Source organism: Streptomyces sp. NBC_01296, from assembly GCF_035984415.1.
GTDB lineage: Bacteria > Actinomycetota > Actinomycetes > Streptomycetales > Streptomycetaceae > Streptomyces.
Genome location: NZ_CP130720.1, coordinates 7,548,968 through 7,564,290, shown reverse-complemented (window position 1 = coordinate 7,564,290; position 15,323 = coordinate 7,548,968). Strand labels below are relative to the sequence as shown.

Below are 15,323 nucleotides of genomic sequence, written 5' to 3'. Positions count from 1 at the left end.
ACGGAGGGGCGCGGCCCGTTACGGTCCGCGCCCCTCCGGTGGAGTCACCAGCACTCACCCCTAGGGCGCGCCGAAGGTCAGCGTCAGCTGCGGCGTGCCTTCGTTCGCCGTCGCCTCGGAGGACCACAGCCACAGGGCGTCCGTACCGGGGCTGGTCAGGGCCAGGCTGTAGCTCGTGCCGAGTGCGCCCGCGAGGGCGGCCGTGGCCAGGCCGGTGGTGTGCACCGCCGTGCCGTCCGGGATCCCGGCGAAACTGCCGAGGGCCGGAGTGCCGGTGGCGGGGCGGTTGTTGTAGGTGGCGCCGGCCTCGGTCCAGCTGCCGGTGACCGGGACCACCGAGACCGTGTCCGCCGTACCGGCTCCGCTCATCGTGCTGGTCTTCACGCTGAGGGCGGCCGACTTGAGCACGGTGCCCGCGGGCGCGGCGGGCAGGGTGAAGCGCAGGTAGCTCGCGTACAGCGAGGTGCCCCGTACGGCGAGGGAGGACGAGGTCCCGTAATTCGTGTCCGGGGCGCCCGCGTTGGCGTACGTGTCCTCGGTGGCCTGCACCTGGACGACCGAGTCGGCCGGGGCGGTGGCCAGGGCGTAGTGGTTCTGCACCTGGGCCGCGCTCAGGACGCTCGGGTAGACGGCGGTCTCGTCGAGCCGGCCCGCCCAGAACTCGCTGGTCGGGCGGTCCGGCCAGCCGCCGAGGCTGTCGCCGCCGGCGTGCCAGTAGCCGGCGTAGTTCTCGTGCGTGGTGACGGCGAGGGTGCCCTTCTGGGCGCCGTCCACGTAGAGGACCATGCCGCCCGGTCCCTGGGTGGCGACGGCGTGGTGCCACTTGTCGTCGTTGTAGGCGGCGCCGGTGGTGACGGTGCGGGTGGCGCCGGTGTAGACGCCGAAGACGATGCGCCCGTCATTGGTCATGTAGAGGTGCTTGTCGTACTGGTTGCTGCCGCGCACCTGGTTGTTGCCGAAGCCGAAGAGCTTGCCGCCCCGGGTGGTGTTCGTCTTGAACCAGGTCTCGATGGTGTAGCTGCTGCCGATGTTCTGGCGCAGGTCCCCGTAGACCCGGGTGTCCGTTCCGTTGAAGCCGATCGCCGTGCTCGCGCCCGAGACCGCGCCGGGTGTCTGGCGCAGGGCGGGAGCGTTGAGGTGGACGCCGTTCTGGTTGCCGCTGCCCGAGGAGTCGGCGACGTTCGGCAGGGCCGACTCGTCGTAGCGCCAGAACAGCTGGGCGCCGTCCGTACGGACCTGGTTCGGGTAGGCGTCGACCGAGGTCGGGACGGTCACGCTCGCGGTCGCCGACAGGGCGCTGGTGTTTCCGGCCGCGTCGGTTGCCGTCACCCGGTACGTGTACGACTGGCCCGCGGCGACGGTGGTGTCGGTCCAGGAGGCCTGCGGGCGCTTGAAGAAGAGCGAGTCCGCCGTGACCGTCGCGATCGGCGTGCCCGAGCCGTTGCGGTAGATCCGGTACGTCAGCGCGCTGTCGTCCAGGTCGAGGCTGGTGCGCCAGCGCACCTGTACCTCACCGGGTTTGAAGCTCGCCGCGGTCGCGACGGGGACCGTGGGCGCGCCCGTGTCGCCGGTGGACGCGAACCGGGTCAGGCTCTGCTGCCCGGAACCGTTGACGGTCGTGAACTCGCCGCCGACCCACAGGTACTGGACGCCGCCCTGGGAGCCGACCGCCATCACGCGCGGTCCGATGCCCTCGCCGATGCCGTCGTTGGTGTCGGGGGCCCAGCCCAGCTTGCCGACGCTGGTGGTCGGCTGTGCGAGGAGGTGGTGGCGCTGCCCGTCCGGATATTCGCCCACGCTGGAGCAGTCGTGGGCGTGCGAGGCGCTGTAGAGCACGTTCTGGTACGGGAGCACGGCCTGCGTGGCGCCGAGGCAGGTGTCGCGCCAGCGCTGGCCCCAGTCGCTCAGGTTGAGCGCGATCCGGCCGTCGAAGACGCCGCCGCCGGTGCCTTCGTTGGCGGTGTAGAAGCCGGTCGCGTCGGTCGCGATGTCGTTGACGACGGAGTTGGTCTCGATGAAGCCGGGGTAGGTCTTGGTGAGCGCGCCGCTGGTGGCGTCGACGACGGCCAGCGCGTGCGTGTTCGTACCGTTGACGGTGAAGAAGTCGCCGCCGAGGACGACGTGGTTGCCGTCGGGGGTGACCTCGACGGCGCGGCCCGGCTCGTCGGCGTCGGCCGTGAAGGGCCGCAGCGCGCCGTCGGCCGCGTCGACGGCGGCGAAGCGCTCGCGCTGCTGGCCGGCGACGGTGAGGAAGTCGCCGCCCGCGTAGACGGTGTCGTTCGTGACGGCCAGGGCGCGGACGGTTGCGGCGAAGGCCGGCCGGAAGGAGCCCTTGACGGTACAGGTCGCCACGTCGATGGCGGCGAGGCTGGAGGCCGGGGTGCCGTTGACGGCGCCGAAGTAGCCGCCCGCGTACAGGGTCTTCTTGTCCGGCGAGAGGGTGAGGGCGCGGACGGTGGCGGTGCCGCCGCCGACCGTGAAGGAGAGGTTGCAGGAGGTCGGGGCGCCGGTCGCGGCGTCGAGTGCGGCGAAGTTCACCGCTGGCTGCTCGCTGCCGTCGGCGCCGTCGGGCGGGCGTACGGCGGAGAACGTGCCGCCGACGAACACCGTGCCGCCCGCCTCGGCGAGGGCCCAGACGACGCCGTTGGGCTGCCAGGTGGACAGCGCATCGGCGGTGAAGGCCACGGGCGGGGTGATGGCCGCCGCCTGCGGGACGAGGCCGAGGCCGATCCCTGCGCCGGTGCCGGCCAGGGACAGGGCGAGAGCGGCCGCCAGCCCTCTGGATCTACGCATGAGCCCCCCAGTTCGGTTCACTGTGCAGTGCTGGCCGAAAACAGCCGTACAGCCGTTCGCAACCGTGCGTACGGGCGCACCTTAGGCCTCTTTGGGCACGCGTTCAGCACACTTGACGCATCGGATGCCGAATTGCCGGATCCGGGCCTTCCCGGCCCGCCTATCCTTCCCTCATGATCACTTCGACTGAGCCGTTCGAACTCGTCATATTCGACTGCGACGGGGTCCTCGTCGACACCGAGCGGATCGCGACCCGCGTGAACGTCGCCCTCGGCGCGGAGTTCGGTTGGCCGCTCACCGAGGACGAGGCGATCAGCCTGTTCATCGGCCGCTCCAGCGCCTCGAACCGGGAGCTGGTCGCCGACCGCCTCGGCTCGGAGGCCGCCCGGAAGTGGGAGGAGCGCTTCGCGCAGATGCACACGGAAGCGGTGGACGCCGGGCTCACCCCGGTGGACGGCCTGCCCGAGGCGCTCGCCGCGATCACCCTGCCGACCTGCGTCGCCTCCAGCGGCAGCCACGAGAAGATGCAGCACACCCTCGGCCGCACCGGCCTCTACGAGCGCTTCGCGGGCCGCATCCACAGCGCCACCGAGGTCGCCCGCGGCAAGCCCGCCCCCGACGTCTTCCTGTACGCCGCCCGGCGCATGGGCGTCGACCCCTCGGCCTGCGCGGTGGTCGAGGACAGCCGCCCGGGCGTCGAGGCCGCCCGCGCGGCCGGCATGCGCTCCTTCGGCTACGCGGGCGGCCTGACGCCGGCGTCCCACCTCGTCGGCCCGGGCACGGTCGTCTTCACCGACATGCGCGACCTCCCGGGCCTGCTCGCCGACGCCGTTGCCGACGGCGGTCGCTGACATCGCCGACGCCGCCGACGTCGCCCGTCTCGTGGAAGGCGCCGCCCTCGTGGACGGACGGGTCAGGCGGACGGCAGCGGGCGGCACAGGAGCGCCGCCGGGCCCGGGCGGGAGGCCGCGCGGGTGGTGAAGGCGATGCCCGCCGCGTACTCGGTGGGCAGGCACTGGCCCTTGTAGTCGCCGTACGCGTACTCGCCCCCGGGGCCGCCCGGCGGGCGGTTGTCGCCGCGGTCGAACCAGAGCGTGCGCCCGCCCGCGGGGAGGGCCGTCCGGGACGGCGCGCACAGGGCGGCCGAGACGCGCTCGCCCCGCAGGCCGTACCCGATCAGGAACTGGTTCGCCGGGCACTGGAACTTCGTGTAGCCGGAGGCCCAGTCGCCGCCCGCCGGGACGTACGCCTCGTCGCGGACCACGGTGTGCCCGCCCGTCGCGGCCCGCAGGTCGGAGGTGCTGCACAGGCCGCGCCCGTCCGTGTGCCCGAGTCCGGCCAGCCGGGAGCCGTCGGGGCAGACCGCCTTGCGGGCCCCGCTGTCCCAGTCACCGGTGGCCCGCGTGCGCAGCGAGGCGTTGTGGTCGCGGTGGTCGGTGGTCAGCTGGTACCAGGAGGGGGTGACGGGGATCTGGCCGGTGCGCCCGGGGGTGGCGAGCGCGGTCCACGGCTGCGTACGCCAGTCGCCCGCGTCCAGTACGCCGGAGCGGCGGCCGGAGGCGTCGTAGCGGAGCATCGCCCAGGAGTCGCCGCCCGGGGCGCCCTGGGCGGTGGTGCTCCAGCCGACGAGCGGCCAGTACGCGAAGTCGGCGTCGACGGCGGTCAGATAGCCGGTCAGGTTCTGGAACCAGGCGCGCGGGAGGGCGCCCGTCTCGTCGGCGCCGATGCCGAACTCACTGACCCAGACGGGGGCGGTGAAGTGGGTGCCGGTCTCGGCGGAGACGTAGAAGGCCTGGTCGTAGAGGGTCTGTTCGAGCTGGGCCCGGCTCATGTCCTGGTAGCGGAGGTCGTGGGTCTCGCCCATGCCGGTCGCGCCGCTGTGCCGGGGGCCGGTGTACCCGTAGAAGTGGGCCGAGTACACCAGCTTGTTGGAGACGACGAGGGTGTGGGACAGGGTGCGGACGGGGGTGAGGGTGGGGCGGCCGTGCGGGAGGCCGTCCAGGGGGATGCCGGTCCAGTTGATGCCCTCGACCACGATCAGCAGGTTCGGGTTGGCCTCGGCGAGGATCCGGTCGCCGGCCTCCTGGGCGGCGGCCTGCCAGTCGTGGTTGTCGCCCAGCCCCCAGTTGGGGTCGTCGAGCACGTCGCGGCGGACCTCGTTGTAGAGGTCGGCGCCGACCACGCGCGGGTTGTCGCGGTAGCGGCGGGCCAGGAACACCCAGTCGTCGGCCCACTGGGCGGTGGACCGGCCGCTGTTCCAGCGCTCGTTGCCGTCGAGTCCGCAGCACCAGCGGGTGGTGACGGTGTGGTTGTTGAGGATGACGGCGAAGCCGGCGTCCGTGAGCGCGGCGACGACGGCGTCGTAGACCTCGAGCGGGGTACGGCCGCGCAGCGCCGGGTTGGCGGCGACGGCCGCGTCCGGGACGGGGGCGGTGGTGCGCAGCATCTCGTTGGAGAAGGGCAGCCGGATGCTGTTGAGGCCGAGGGCCCGGAAGTCGGCCAGCAGGGTGGGCAGCGCCACCCGGTCGAGCCCGATCGGGATGCCGTGGGAGTCCTGGCCGCTGTGGTGGGTGGCGGGGTCGTTCCGGTCGCCGGAGCCGCCCCAGGAGCCCTGGGCTCCGTCCCAGTTGCCGGAGCGGAGGCGGAACCGGTTGCCGTTCGCGTCGACGATGTAGCGGCCGCGGGTGGACAGCGGCGGGGCCCACGCCTCCCCCGCGGACGCGGCCGGCGCGGCCAGGGCGGGCACCGGAGCGGCCACCGCCGGCAGGACTCCCACCAGCAGCAGGAGGGCGCCGAACAGCGCGCGGACGAGGCTCTTCATGTCACTCCTGCCGGGGTCGGGCCGTCCGGGACCGGTCGGGGCCGGTCGGGCAACGGACGGATGCCGCGGCCAAGTTACCGGCCGGTCGCCGTCCAGGGAACCCAAAGGAGCGCCGACTTTCCGGCCGACCCCCCGCCGACGGCCCGCCGCCCCGCCGTCGACCTGCCGACGCCCCGCCGACGCCCCGCCGACGCCCACGCCCGTCGCCGGCCGGGGCGGGCGGTGATGCGGGCCGGCCCCGTACGTGCGGTCACCCTGGCGAAACAGCCCCGCGCGGGGTCCTCAGCGCCTACCGTGCCCCTCACGGGGACGGGAACGCACGGGAGGGTGGGGCAGATGGACGAAGAAGAGGACCTGCGGCTGGCGAGGATGACGCCGGAGATCTCCCGCCGCACCCTCACGATGCTGCGCGGCCTCGCCGGGCTGGAGCCACCGGAGCAGGTTCCCGAGGACGCGATGATCGTCGCCGACGCGATCCTGGCCGAGCACGGCACCGACGGGCTGCGCGTCCTGGTCATGACCCTGGCGGCCTGGGCCACGGCGCAGATCGAGAACGTCGCCGAGCTGAGCCGGCGCAGCCACGAGGCGGTCCTCGACGCGATGGAGCTGGCCTGCCTGGAGGCGAGCGCCGAGGAGTGACCCTGCACGGGGAGGAGCGCCCCGACGGGCCGCTCGCCGTGACCCCGGAGGACTTCCGGGAGTCGTCGGCGATGCCCGCGTCGGGCGTGTGCAGGGCGGCCTCGGGGGTACTCGGACAACCGGGTGATGCGCCGCGCCCGCATTCGTACGGGCGTCGGCGACACTGGGGGTAGTGGGGGGCCCTGATCGGAGGCCGTCGTGAGCACACCTTCCCCCATCCGAATCGCCGCCGTCCTCTCCGCCGAACATCGCGGACGGCTGATGTCACAGGCCCGTGAGGTCAACTTCCCCGAAGGCGCGACGATCTTCGAGGAGGGCGGCCGCACCGAGGCCTTCTGGATCGTGCGCTCCGGCACGGTGACGCTCCAGGTCCCCCTGCCCGGCCGCCGGCCCGCCCCCGTCGAGAACCTCGGCCCCGGTGAACTGGTGGGCTGGTCCTGGCTCTTCCCGCCCTACGTGTGGCAGCTGAGCGCGGAGGCGATGACCCCGGTGCGCTCGTACGAGTTCGACGCGACGGCCGTACGGATGCTGATGGACGCCGACCCCGCCTTCGGCTCCGCCGTCGGCCACTGGGTCGGACGCGTGCTCGCGCTCCGGCTCCAGCAGACCCGCACCCGGCTCATCGACCTCTACGCCCCGCGCATCTCGACGAGCCGCTAGCGGACGCTCCCCAGGACGCCGAAACCGCCCCCGGGGGCCGGTCCGGACCCGCCCCCGGAATGTTTCAGCGCGTGTGTTCGGCCGATTCGGCGGCCTGCTCCCCCACAGGTCAACACCCCTCACACGGCTGCGGTCTGCATACATTCGCTTACGATCCGTGACGAGAAATGGCCATACGGACGGGCGTTCACGGTCCGTGTCGGCAAGACTCCTGTCCGCTATCCGAAGCAACCACTCAAGGGAGTTCGAAATGCGGTCCATCGCAAAGGGTCTCGGCCTCGGTTCCGCCGCCATGGCGCTCACCGCTCTCACGGCCCTGGCCTGGCCCGGAGCTGCCGACGCCGCACCGTCCGGTGCGGAGAGCCTGTACGCGCCGTCCGCCCTCGTCCTGAGCATCACGGCCGGGGAGGACACGACGCACGGCACGGTGCTGCGTGCGGTGACGCTCGTCTGTGCGCCGGCCCCGGGCGGGACGCACCCGTCCCCGGCCGCCGCGTGTGCCGACCTGCGGGCGAACTCGCACGAGTTGGACGCGGTCGCGGCGCCGGGCGCCGGCGTCGACTGCACCAGGGAGTGGAACCCGATGACGGTCACCGCCGTCGGGGTGTGGCAGGGCCGCCGGCTGAACTACTCGTACACCTTCGGCAACCCCTGCGGCCTGCGGCACACCAGCGGCGCCCTGTTCGGCTTCTGACCCGGCACGACGCGACCGGCCGGGCGGCGTCGTGCGACCGCCGTCCGGCATCCCGCCTCATGCCCGGCACCCCGCCGGCCCAGCACCCCGCCGGTCCGCCGACCCGTCAGACCGCGCGCCCCTCAGCCCAGTTCGAGGCTCGTCACCCCGTACATCCCGGCCAGCTCGACCTCCGGGGCAGGGCCGGTGTACATCCGGGCGGCCTCGAAGGAAGGGGCCAGCCCCAGTCCGGCCAGCAGGGCGGTGGCCGCCGGATGGGCGTCGGGCACGTCCACGGCGACCGCCCCGTCGGGGCTGTGCTCCGCGAGCCGGTGCAGCAGGGCGGCCGCGATACCCGGGGTGGAGGCGTACAGCGGGCCGATCCGGGAGGCCCCGCTGCACGGGCGGATCACACCGAGGCCCTCGATCCGCCCGTCGCGGACGGCGGCGAGGGCGGTGCGGCCGGGCAGGCCGGTCCAGGCGGCCAGGAAGGCGTCGCGCGACGCGGGGAAGAACCGGCGGTCGTAGGCGGCCAGCTGCCCGAAGGGGAGCGAGGCGGCGTCGACCACCTCGGCCCCGGCCCCGTCCGCGCCTGCGCCTGCGCCTGCGCCTGCGCCGTTCATGCGTGGGACGCCCTCGTACCGGACATTGTTCCAGGCCGAACGGAACCCGGACTTGCGGTAGTTGTCCTGCTGGTCGACGACTCCGTCCAGGCCGACGAGCCGCCCGTCGAGCCGCTCCATCCCGGCGTGCCACAGCCGGATCCCGTAACCCTGCCCGCGGAAGGCGGGGCGGGCGATGTAGAAGCCGATGAACCCGAAGGCGGACCCGTAGCGCACGGCCGAGATGCAGGCCACGGGTTCACCGTCGATCCGGCCGACGAGGAAACCGGCCGGATCGGCGACCGCGAAAGCGAACCGGTCGGAGTCGCCCGGGTTCCACCCTTCCTCGTCGGCCCAGGTACGGATCATTTCCATGTCGGCGGCGCTCGCGCCGGTGATCTCGAATCCCGTCATGTCCGGTGTTGTACCAGACGGGGTACGGGCGGTCAGCCCGCGCAGATCACATCGTCGAGCTTGATCGGCCGGGAGTCGAGCCGCACGTACGCCGTGAACGTGTCGGTGCTGTCCGCGCTCCAGTGGGTGGTGACGGTGGCCCAGCCGACGCCGGCCGACTGGGCGACGGTGACCGGGCCGACGGCGATGTCCCAGGGCTCGTTCCGGGAGCAGAGCAGGACGTCGGAGTCCGGGATGTGTGCCTGCTTGTCCTTGAGCTGCTGCGAGACGCGCTGGTCGCGGTCGTGCGGGGAGGGGCCGTGGTGGCCGTAGAAGGAGGCGAGGAAGGCACTGATCTCGGCGGCGTTGTGCCGGTGGCGGACTTCGACCGGGGCGGGGTCGGCGACGGCGGTGGTCGGGGCCGGCAGCGCGAGCAAGGGCAGCAGCAGGGCACCGAGGCTGTACGGCATGATCTTCATGCGGGATGTGTAACCGCCGCGGGTCTTCGCGGGCAGGGGTGGACCGCGGAACTCACTCCTGTGGGGGGCGGGATTCACCGCAGAAACGACCCTCTCGGACGAAGACAATCCAGTCGCGGGCCCGTACCGGTCGTACGTAGGGTCGGGGCATGGGGAAGCCGCTTGTCGCAGTGCTCAGTGGGGCCGGGATGTCCACCGACTCCGGGATTCCGGACTACCGGGGGCCGCAGGGGTTGTGGCGCCGTGATCCCGAGGCCGAAAAGCTCGTGACGTACGAGTACTACATGGCGGATCCGGAGATCCGGCGCCGCTCCTGGCAGATGCGCGCCGAGGTCGGCGCCCTCGGGGCGCGGCCGAATGCCGCGCATCTGGCCGTGGCCGCGCTGGAGCGAGGCGGCACCCCGGTTCGGGTGATCACGCAGAACGTGGACGGGCTGCACCAGCTCGCCGGGATGCCGCCGCGCAAGGTGTTCGAGCTGCACGGGACCGCGCGGGCGGTGGTCTGCACGGCCTGCCACGCCCGGTCGGGAATGGACGAGGCGCTGGCCCGGGTCGCCGCGGGGGAGCCGGATCCGGCCTGTCTGGCCTGCGGCGGGATCCTCAAGTCGGCGACCGTGATGTTCGGCGAGCGGCTCGACCCCGAGGTGCTGCGGCAGGCCGTGGCCGTGGCCAAGGGCGCACACGTGTTCATCGCCGTCGGGACCACGCTCCAGGTACAGCCCGCCGCCTCGCTGGCCGGGATGGCCGCCGAGGCGGGGGCCCGCCTGATCATCGTGAACGCCGAGGAGACCCCGTACGACCCGCTCGCCGACGAGGTGATCCGCGAGCCGATCGGAACGGCCCTCCCGGCCCTGCTGGCCCGGATCGGCAACCTCGGCCGGGCGACAGCCTAGGCCTCGGCCCGGGTACGCCGGAGCTCTTCTTCGGGCCGGCCGGAGCCCTGTTACACCGCGTCGGCCGCCCGGCGCATTTCCGCCACGTCCAGCTTCTTCATCTTCATCATGGCCGCGGTGGCACGGGCGGCCCGCCCCGGGTCCGGGTCGGTGACCAGGTCGATGGCGCCGGCCGGGACGACCTGCCAGGACACCCCGAACTTGTCCTTGACCCAGCCGCACGCGGACTCCTGGCCGCCGTCCTTCGTCAGCTCGTCGTAGTAGTAGTCCGACTCCGCCTCGTCGCCGCAGTGGATCTGGAACGAGATCGCCTCGGTGAAGGGGAACTGCGGACCGCCGTTGAGGCCGACGAACTTCTGGCCGTTGATCTCGAACTCGACGACCATCACGTCACCGGCCGTGCCCGGCCCCGCCTCGTTGTAGTAGCCGGTCCGCCCGATCTTCCCGTCCTTGAAGACGGACACGTAGTAGTCGGCGGCGGCCTCCGCATTGCCGTCGAACCACAGGCACGTGGTGAATCCGTTGCTGCTGCTCATGACTGCCTCCAGGCGGGTGCGTGGTCGAGTCCGTGCGGTGGGCACCGTCTCGCTCCCATACAGACCGGCCCCGGGCCCGAAATTCATCGGTGGGCCCGGGGCCGGTCCGTAACGCGTCCTGAATCCACTCCTACGGCTCACACCGCAGGCCTGCAGCTCACACCGCGGGCTTGGCCGCCATGCCCAGCATCCGGTCGACGACGCGCTCGGCGGCGCCGCCGTCGTCCAGGTCGCAGAACTCGGCGCGGAACGCGGCCCGCGCCTCCTTGTACTGCGCCCCGACCGAATCCGCGCCCCGCACGGCCTCGATCAGGCTCGCCGAATCCGCCAGCAGCGGGCCGGGGGCCTTCTGCGCCAGGTCGAAGTTGAAGCCGCGCAGCGTGGTCCGGTAGTGCTCCATGTCGTACGTGAAGAGCAGGATCGGCCGGTCGGTGAGCGCGAAGTCGAACAGCGCCGAGGAGTAGTCCGAGATCAGCACGTCGGCGACGAGGAGCAGGTCCGTCGCGTCGGGCCAGCGGGACACGTCCACGACGAAGCCGTCGCGCACGTCGTCGCGGACCTGCTCGGTGACGTGGTGGTGGCCGCGGACCAGCAGGACGTGGTCCTCGCCGAGCTCGCGCCGCGCGGCGTCCAGGTCGATCTGCAGGTCGAGCTTGTAGCCGCCCGACCAGCCCTCGCGGTTCTCGCGCCAGGTCGGCATGTAGAGGACGACCTTCTTGCCCTCGGGCAGGCCGAGCCGGCGGCGGACCTCCGCGATCCGCTGCGGGTCGGGCTTGACGAGCGCGTCCGTACGCGGGCTGCCGGACTCGATGACCTCGCCCTGGTAGCCGAGGGCGCGCTTGAGCAGCGGCGTCGCGTACGAGCTCGGGGAGGCGAGCAGCGACCACTGGGCGCTGTCGTGCTCCAGACCCTCGAGGATCTCGGGGCTCGTGTAGTAGTCGTGGATGAAGTCGTGGCCGATCTCCTTGATCGGCGTCCCGTGCCAGGTCTGGACGACGATCTGGCCGGCGCGGCGCTGGAAGCGCCGCGGCACGTTGTCGTTCACGACGTAGTAGCGGGCCCGGGCCAGGACCTCCCAGGCTTCGACGCTGTCGTACTGCACGGCGCGGGCGGTCGCGGGGACCTCGGCGCGGCCGTCGCGAACGAGCCAGACGTGGTCGAGCTTCTCGCCGCGGCGCAGCAGCTCCTCGTGGATGGCCCGGGGCGAGTCGCCCGCGCCGTTCCCCTGGAAGGTGTCGTAGACGACGATGTCCTTGACCGGCAGGGCGCGCTGCGCCGGGTAGGTCTCGAACCGGGTGACGCGCTGGGCGTACCGGGAGCGGTCGTGCGGGCTGAGCAGCGGGTCGGCGACGAGCACCATGCGGTCGTAGAAGCGGGCCTCGACCCGCATCCGGCGGCCCTCCACGGTGAGGGCGTGCGGCCCGGCGTGCAGGGCGGAGGGCGCGAACTGCACCGGGGCGCCCCGGTCGACGCCGAGCAGGCCCGCGGTGGTGCCGCCCTGGGCGAACGGGCGCAGGGTGGGCCACCAGCGGCCCTGCGGCAGCGGGGTGCGGCCGGCGTAAGCCTCGGGGAGCACGGGCTCGAACGAGGACTCGAAGCGGTCGCCGTCGCGGGTGACGGGGTAGCTGAACTCGGTGCCGTGGGCGTCGTGCAGGACCAGCTCGTACGGCTCGTCGGTCGGGGCGACGAGGCGGCCCTTCAGCGTGACGGTGCCGTCCTGGGTGGCGACCGAGTCGACCAGCGGCGGCGAGGGCTGCACCGAGAGGGTCAGGTGTCCGGTGTTGCCGCGCTTGGCGAAGAGGGCGCGGCCGGTGTCCCCGCCGGTCAGGGGTACGACCAGGCCGGCGAAGCCGCCGCGCTCGTCGTGCACGAGACGGTGGTCGGCGCCGTCGGCGCCGACGATGGTCAGGCTCCACGGCTCGGGGGTCCACTCGCCGGGCTCGCACGCGGCGTCGGGTACGGCGGCCAGCTCGGCCAGCGGTACGCGCACGGAGAACGGGATCCGCCCGGCGCCGCCGGCGGCGGCGGTCTCGAGCGGGAAGGTGAGGACGGTGCCGGTGGAGACGTGCTCGGCGCGCAGGGTCGCGTCGGCGCCGATCGCGGCGGCGAGCTCGCCGGTCACCTCGACGGCGTCGTCACCGGCCGGGCGGACGTCCAGGGCGCGGGCCCGGACGACCTCCACCTGGATGGTGAGCGCGCCGGTGGAGTTCGGGACGATGCGGACGTCCGGGGCCACCCAGTGGGCGGGCGGGTTCTGGCCGGTGTCGGACTCGCCGCCCTTGAGGCGGGCGCGGTGCAGGCCGCCGGCGCCGGTGACGGCGATGGACGTGGTCCATATGCCGTCGTTCCACTTGCCGCCCGTCTGGAAGACGGTGGGGTCGACGACGGCGGTGAAGCCGGCCCAGTCGGCGTGCCGCAGGGCGAGGTGCGGGGAGTTCACGGTGGCCATCGGGGAGGCGACCGTACGAGTGCTGACGACGGTGCGGCGGCGCTTGCCGCCCTCGCGGAAGACCAGCACCTTGCGCGAGCCGAGACGGCTCTCCGCGCCGAGGTGGCCGGGCAGCGCGTAGCCGCGCAGCAGCAGCTTGCCGTCGCTCCAGACGGCCTGCTCGAGGCGGCTGACGACGCGGCGCTCGCGCGGGCCGAGGGTGAGGATCTTGGCGGGGACCGGCGGACGGCCGTGCAGGAACGGGTAGTCGGCCTGCGGGCGGGCCAGCCCCTTGACGGGGACGCTGTAGGAGTAGTCGCTCTGGTGCTGCGTGAGGGCGATGAAGTCCTCGACGCGGCCTTCGCGGGCCAGGTACGCCTTGAGGCGGTCGGCCACGGTCAGGGCGGACCAGGGGCCGGTGCCGATCTCGCGGACGAGCCCGCCGACCTCCTTGACGAAGGCGGCCCGGAAGTCGGCGCCGCCCTCTCCGACGTACTTGTAGATGAGCGGGAGCTCCTCGCTCAGCACGTTGTAGTCGTAGTCGCGCAGGTAGCGGACGTACTTGGCGCCCTCCTTGGCCTTGAGGGCCTCGCGGACCAGGCGGACGGAGGTGACGCGGTCGATCAGGGAGACCGGGTCGGTGGAGCGCTGGGTGATCGAGCGCTCGCCGGTTTCGCGCACGCGCCAGTGGTAGACGCAGTCGCTGATGACGTCGACGCTGGACGCGAAGTAGTGCGCGGGGATGCTGACGGGGGCGTCCTCGTAGAGGATGCCCTCCGGGTACTGGAAGCCGTGCTCGTCCCAGAAGCTGCGCCGGTAGACCTTGTTCCACGCGGTGCGGTCGGTGACCAGCGCCGGGAACTTGGAGATGTGGGTCTTCAGCTGCGTCTTGGTGAAGGCGGCCCGGTGGCCCCAGGACTGCTGCATGCCGACGGAGCGGAAACGCTTCACGTTGCCGCCGGCGAAGTCGGAGCCGGTCTCGTCGAGGGCGGCGATCAGGCGCTCGTAGGCGTAGTCCGGCATCGTGTCGTCACTGTCGACGAAGGCCAGGTACTCGCTGTCCTTGGAGGCGTGGCGGGCGCCCACGTTGCGGGCGGCGCCGAGTCCGGCGTTGTCCTGCATGACGACCCGGAAACGCTTGTCCCGCGCGGCGAAGGCCTTGGCGATGACGGCGCTGGTGTCGGTGGACCCGTCGTCGACGAGGATGCACTCGAAGTCGTCGAACGTCTGGGCGGCAATGGACTCCAGGCACTCGTCGAGGTAGAGCTCGACGTTGTAGACGGGGACGACGATGCTCAGGCGCGGGGGCATGGGTGGCGGGTTCTCCAGCGTTTTAAGCTATTTCGATGATCAGGTGATGACAGCATCCTACTCGGTAACGGGATGATAAAGTCCCCCCATCATGGACATATGACCCTTGTTCCCCGGGGCGGACGGCAAAGAATTCAGCCGCCCGCCACCTCTGCGTCGGGGTCGGACCGAACGTCTGCTCAGACTTCGAGCTCGGCCTCGATCTTCTGGAGCTGGTGCCGGGCCATGGCGAGGTTGGCGCGGCCGCGGTCGAGCGCGAGGTAGAGGAAGAACCCCTTGGAGTCGCGGCTCTTCATCAGCCGGATGAGGTGGTACTGGGTGCCGAGGGTGATCAGGATGTCCTCGATCTCATCCTTCAGGCCGAGCATCTCCATGGTGCGGACCTTGGCGCGGACCACGTCGGTGTTGCCGGCAGCGGCCACCGTGAGGTCGAGGTCCTTGCCGCCGCCGATGGTGCCGAGGGCCATGCCGCTGCCGTAGTCGACCAGGGCCGCGCCGATCGCGCCGTCGATGGTGGCAAGGGTTTCCTTGAGTGCGGTCTCCACGTTGGCCATGAGTGGCCCTCCTCTTTCTTCTACCGTTTCTACGGTGTCTGCGGTTTCTGCGGTCGGTCGGTGGTGGGTAAGGGGTGCGGTGCGGTGGGACGGCTCAGGCCGACGGGACCTCGGGGCCGCGGCGCCCGAGGACCTGGTCGATGAGCTCCGCTATCCGGAGGCTGGAGCGGCGGGCTTCCAGATGGAGCCGGCCGACGTTGACGCGGGGCTCCGCGATCAGGGTGAGGACGGCGGCGTCCCCGGCCGCGTAGGTGGCCACGTATCCGTGTTCGCCGCGGATGAGCAGCTCACGGAATCCGCCCTGGCCGGTGCAGTCGCTGAGCCGCTGGGCCACTCCGAGGGCGGCCGCGGTCAGTGCCGCGACGGACTCCACCTCGGTCGCGGCGCTGTCCTGTGCGAGCACCAGGCCGTCGGCGCTGCCCGCGAGGGCGCCGGTGAGCTGGGGGACCCGGGCGCGCAGCCTGCGGAGCTCGGCGAGTATGTCCGCTTCGGCCTCGGGGGGCACCATCACCGTGCTCATGTCGGGCTTTCTCCTGTCTGG

The 15,323-nt window shown here is 72.3% G+C and carries 13 protein-coding genes; 5 read left to right on the top strand and 8 right to left on the bottom strand.

Annotated features, from left to right (window positions below; translation table 11 throughout):
* Positions 1-60: 60 nt before the first annotated feature.
* The gene (locus OG299_RS34440) at positions 61-2,793 is read right to left on the bottom strand and encodes a DNRLRE domain-containing protein (RefSeq protein ID WP_327363602.1); all 2,733 of its coding nucleotides are present in this window, start codon (positions 2,791-2,793) and stop codon (positions 61-63) included.
* 173 nt (positions 2,794-2,966) lie between these two features.
* Between OG299_RS34440 and OG299_RS34435 the strand changes: the two genes are divergently transcribed.
* On the top strand, positions 2,967-3,644 hold the full coding sequence (locus tag OG299_RS34435; RefSeq protein ID WP_266631998.1) for an HAD family hydrolase: 678 nt from the start codon (positions 2,967-2,969) through the stop codon (positions 3,642-3,644).
* Between the two features lie 62 nt (positions 3,645-3,706).
* Here OG299_RS34435 and OG299_RS34430 read toward each other — a convergent pair whose 3' ends face one another.
* On the bottom strand, positions 3,707-5,614 hold the full coding sequence (locus OG299_RS34430; protein ID WP_327363601.1) for a glycoside hydrolase family 5 protein: 1,908 nt from the start codon (positions 5,612-5,614) through the stop codon (positions 3,707-3,709).
* 336 nt (positions 5,615-5,950) lie between these two features.
* Between OG299_RS34430 and OG299_RS34425 the strand changes: the two genes are divergently transcribed.
* From OG299_RS34425 to OG299_RS34415, 3 genes are all read left to right on the top strand, one after another.
* Positions 5,951-6,253, top strand: a complete 303-nt coding sequence (locus OG299_RS34425; RefSeq protein ID WP_266631994.1) for a hypothetical protein — start codon at positions 5,951-5,953, stop codon at positions 6,251-6,253.
* A 198-nt stretch (positions 6,254-6,451) separates the two neighbouring features.
* The gene (locus OG299_RS34420) at positions 6,452-6,913 is read left to right on the top strand and encodes a cyclic nucleotide-binding domain-containing protein (RefSeq protein WP_266631992.1); all 462 of its coding nucleotides are present in this window, start codon (positions 6,452-6,454) and stop codon (positions 6,911-6,913) included.
* Between the two features lie 250 nt (positions 6,914-7,163).
* Positions 7,164-7,607: an SSI family serine proteinase inhibitor gene (locus OG299_RS34415; RefSeq protein ID WP_266631990.1), complete on the top strand. Its 444-nt coding sequence runs from the start codon at positions 7,164-7,166 to the stop codon at positions 7,605-7,607.
* Between the two features lie 122 nt (positions 7,608-7,729).
* Here OG299_RS34415 and OG299_RS34410 read toward each other — a convergent pair whose 3' ends face one another.
* The gene (locus OG299_RS34410) at positions 7,730-8,602 is read right to left on the bottom strand and encodes a GNAT family N-acetyltransferase (RefSeq protein ID WP_327363600.1); all 873 of its coding nucleotides are present in this window, start codon (positions 8,600-8,602) and stop codon (positions 7,730-7,732) included.
* Between the two features lie 32 nt (positions 8,603-8,634).
* Positions 8,635-9,060 (bottom strand): hypothetical protein, encoded by a 426-nt coding sequence (locus tag OG299_RS34405; protein WP_327363599.1) that lies wholly within the window; start codon positions 9,058-9,060, stop codon positions 8,635-8,637.
* Positions 9,061-9,209: 149 nt separating this feature from the next.
* Here OG299_RS34405 and OG299_RS34400 point away from each other — a divergent pair, with 149 nt between their 5' ends.
* Complete coding sequence (locus OG299_RS34400; protein WP_327363598.1) at positions 9,210-9,953, top strand: SIR2 family NAD-dependent protein deacylase; 744 nt, start codon at positions 9,210-9,212, stop codon at positions 9,951-9,953.
* A 50-nt stretch (positions 9,954-10,003) separates the two neighbouring features.
* Here OG299_RS34400 and OG299_RS34395 read toward each other — a convergent pair whose 3' ends face one another.
* From OG299_RS34395 to OG299_RS34380, 4 genes are all read right to left on the bottom strand, one after another.
* The gene (locus OG299_RS34395) at positions 10,004-10,489 is read right to left on the bottom strand and encodes a VOC family protein (RefSeq protein ID WP_266631982.1); all 486 of its coding nucleotides are present in this window, start codon (positions 10,487-10,489) and stop codon (positions 10,004-10,006) included.
* A gap of 157 nt (positions 10,490-10,646) precedes the next feature.
* A complete protein-coding gene (locus OG299_RS34390) occupies positions 10,647-14,228 on the bottom strand; it encodes a bifunctional glycosyltransferase/CDP-glycerol:glycerophosphate glycerophosphotransferase (RefSeq protein WP_327363597.1) in 3,582 nt (1,193 codons plus the stop codon).
* 179 nt (positions 14,229-14,407) lie between these two features.
* Complete coding sequence (locus OG299_RS34385; protein ID WP_266631978.1) at positions 14,408-14,782, bottom strand: hypothetical protein; 375 nt, start codon at positions 14,780-14,782, stop codon at positions 14,408-14,410.
* A 94-nt stretch (positions 14,783-14,876) separates the two neighbouring features.
* Positions 14,877-15,302, bottom strand: coding sequence for a roadblock/LC7 domain-containing protein (locus OG299_RS34380; protein ID WP_266631976.1), 426 nt, complete (start codon positions 15,300-15,302; stop codon positions 14,877-14,879).
* Positions 15,303-15,323: the final 21 nt, after the last annotated feature.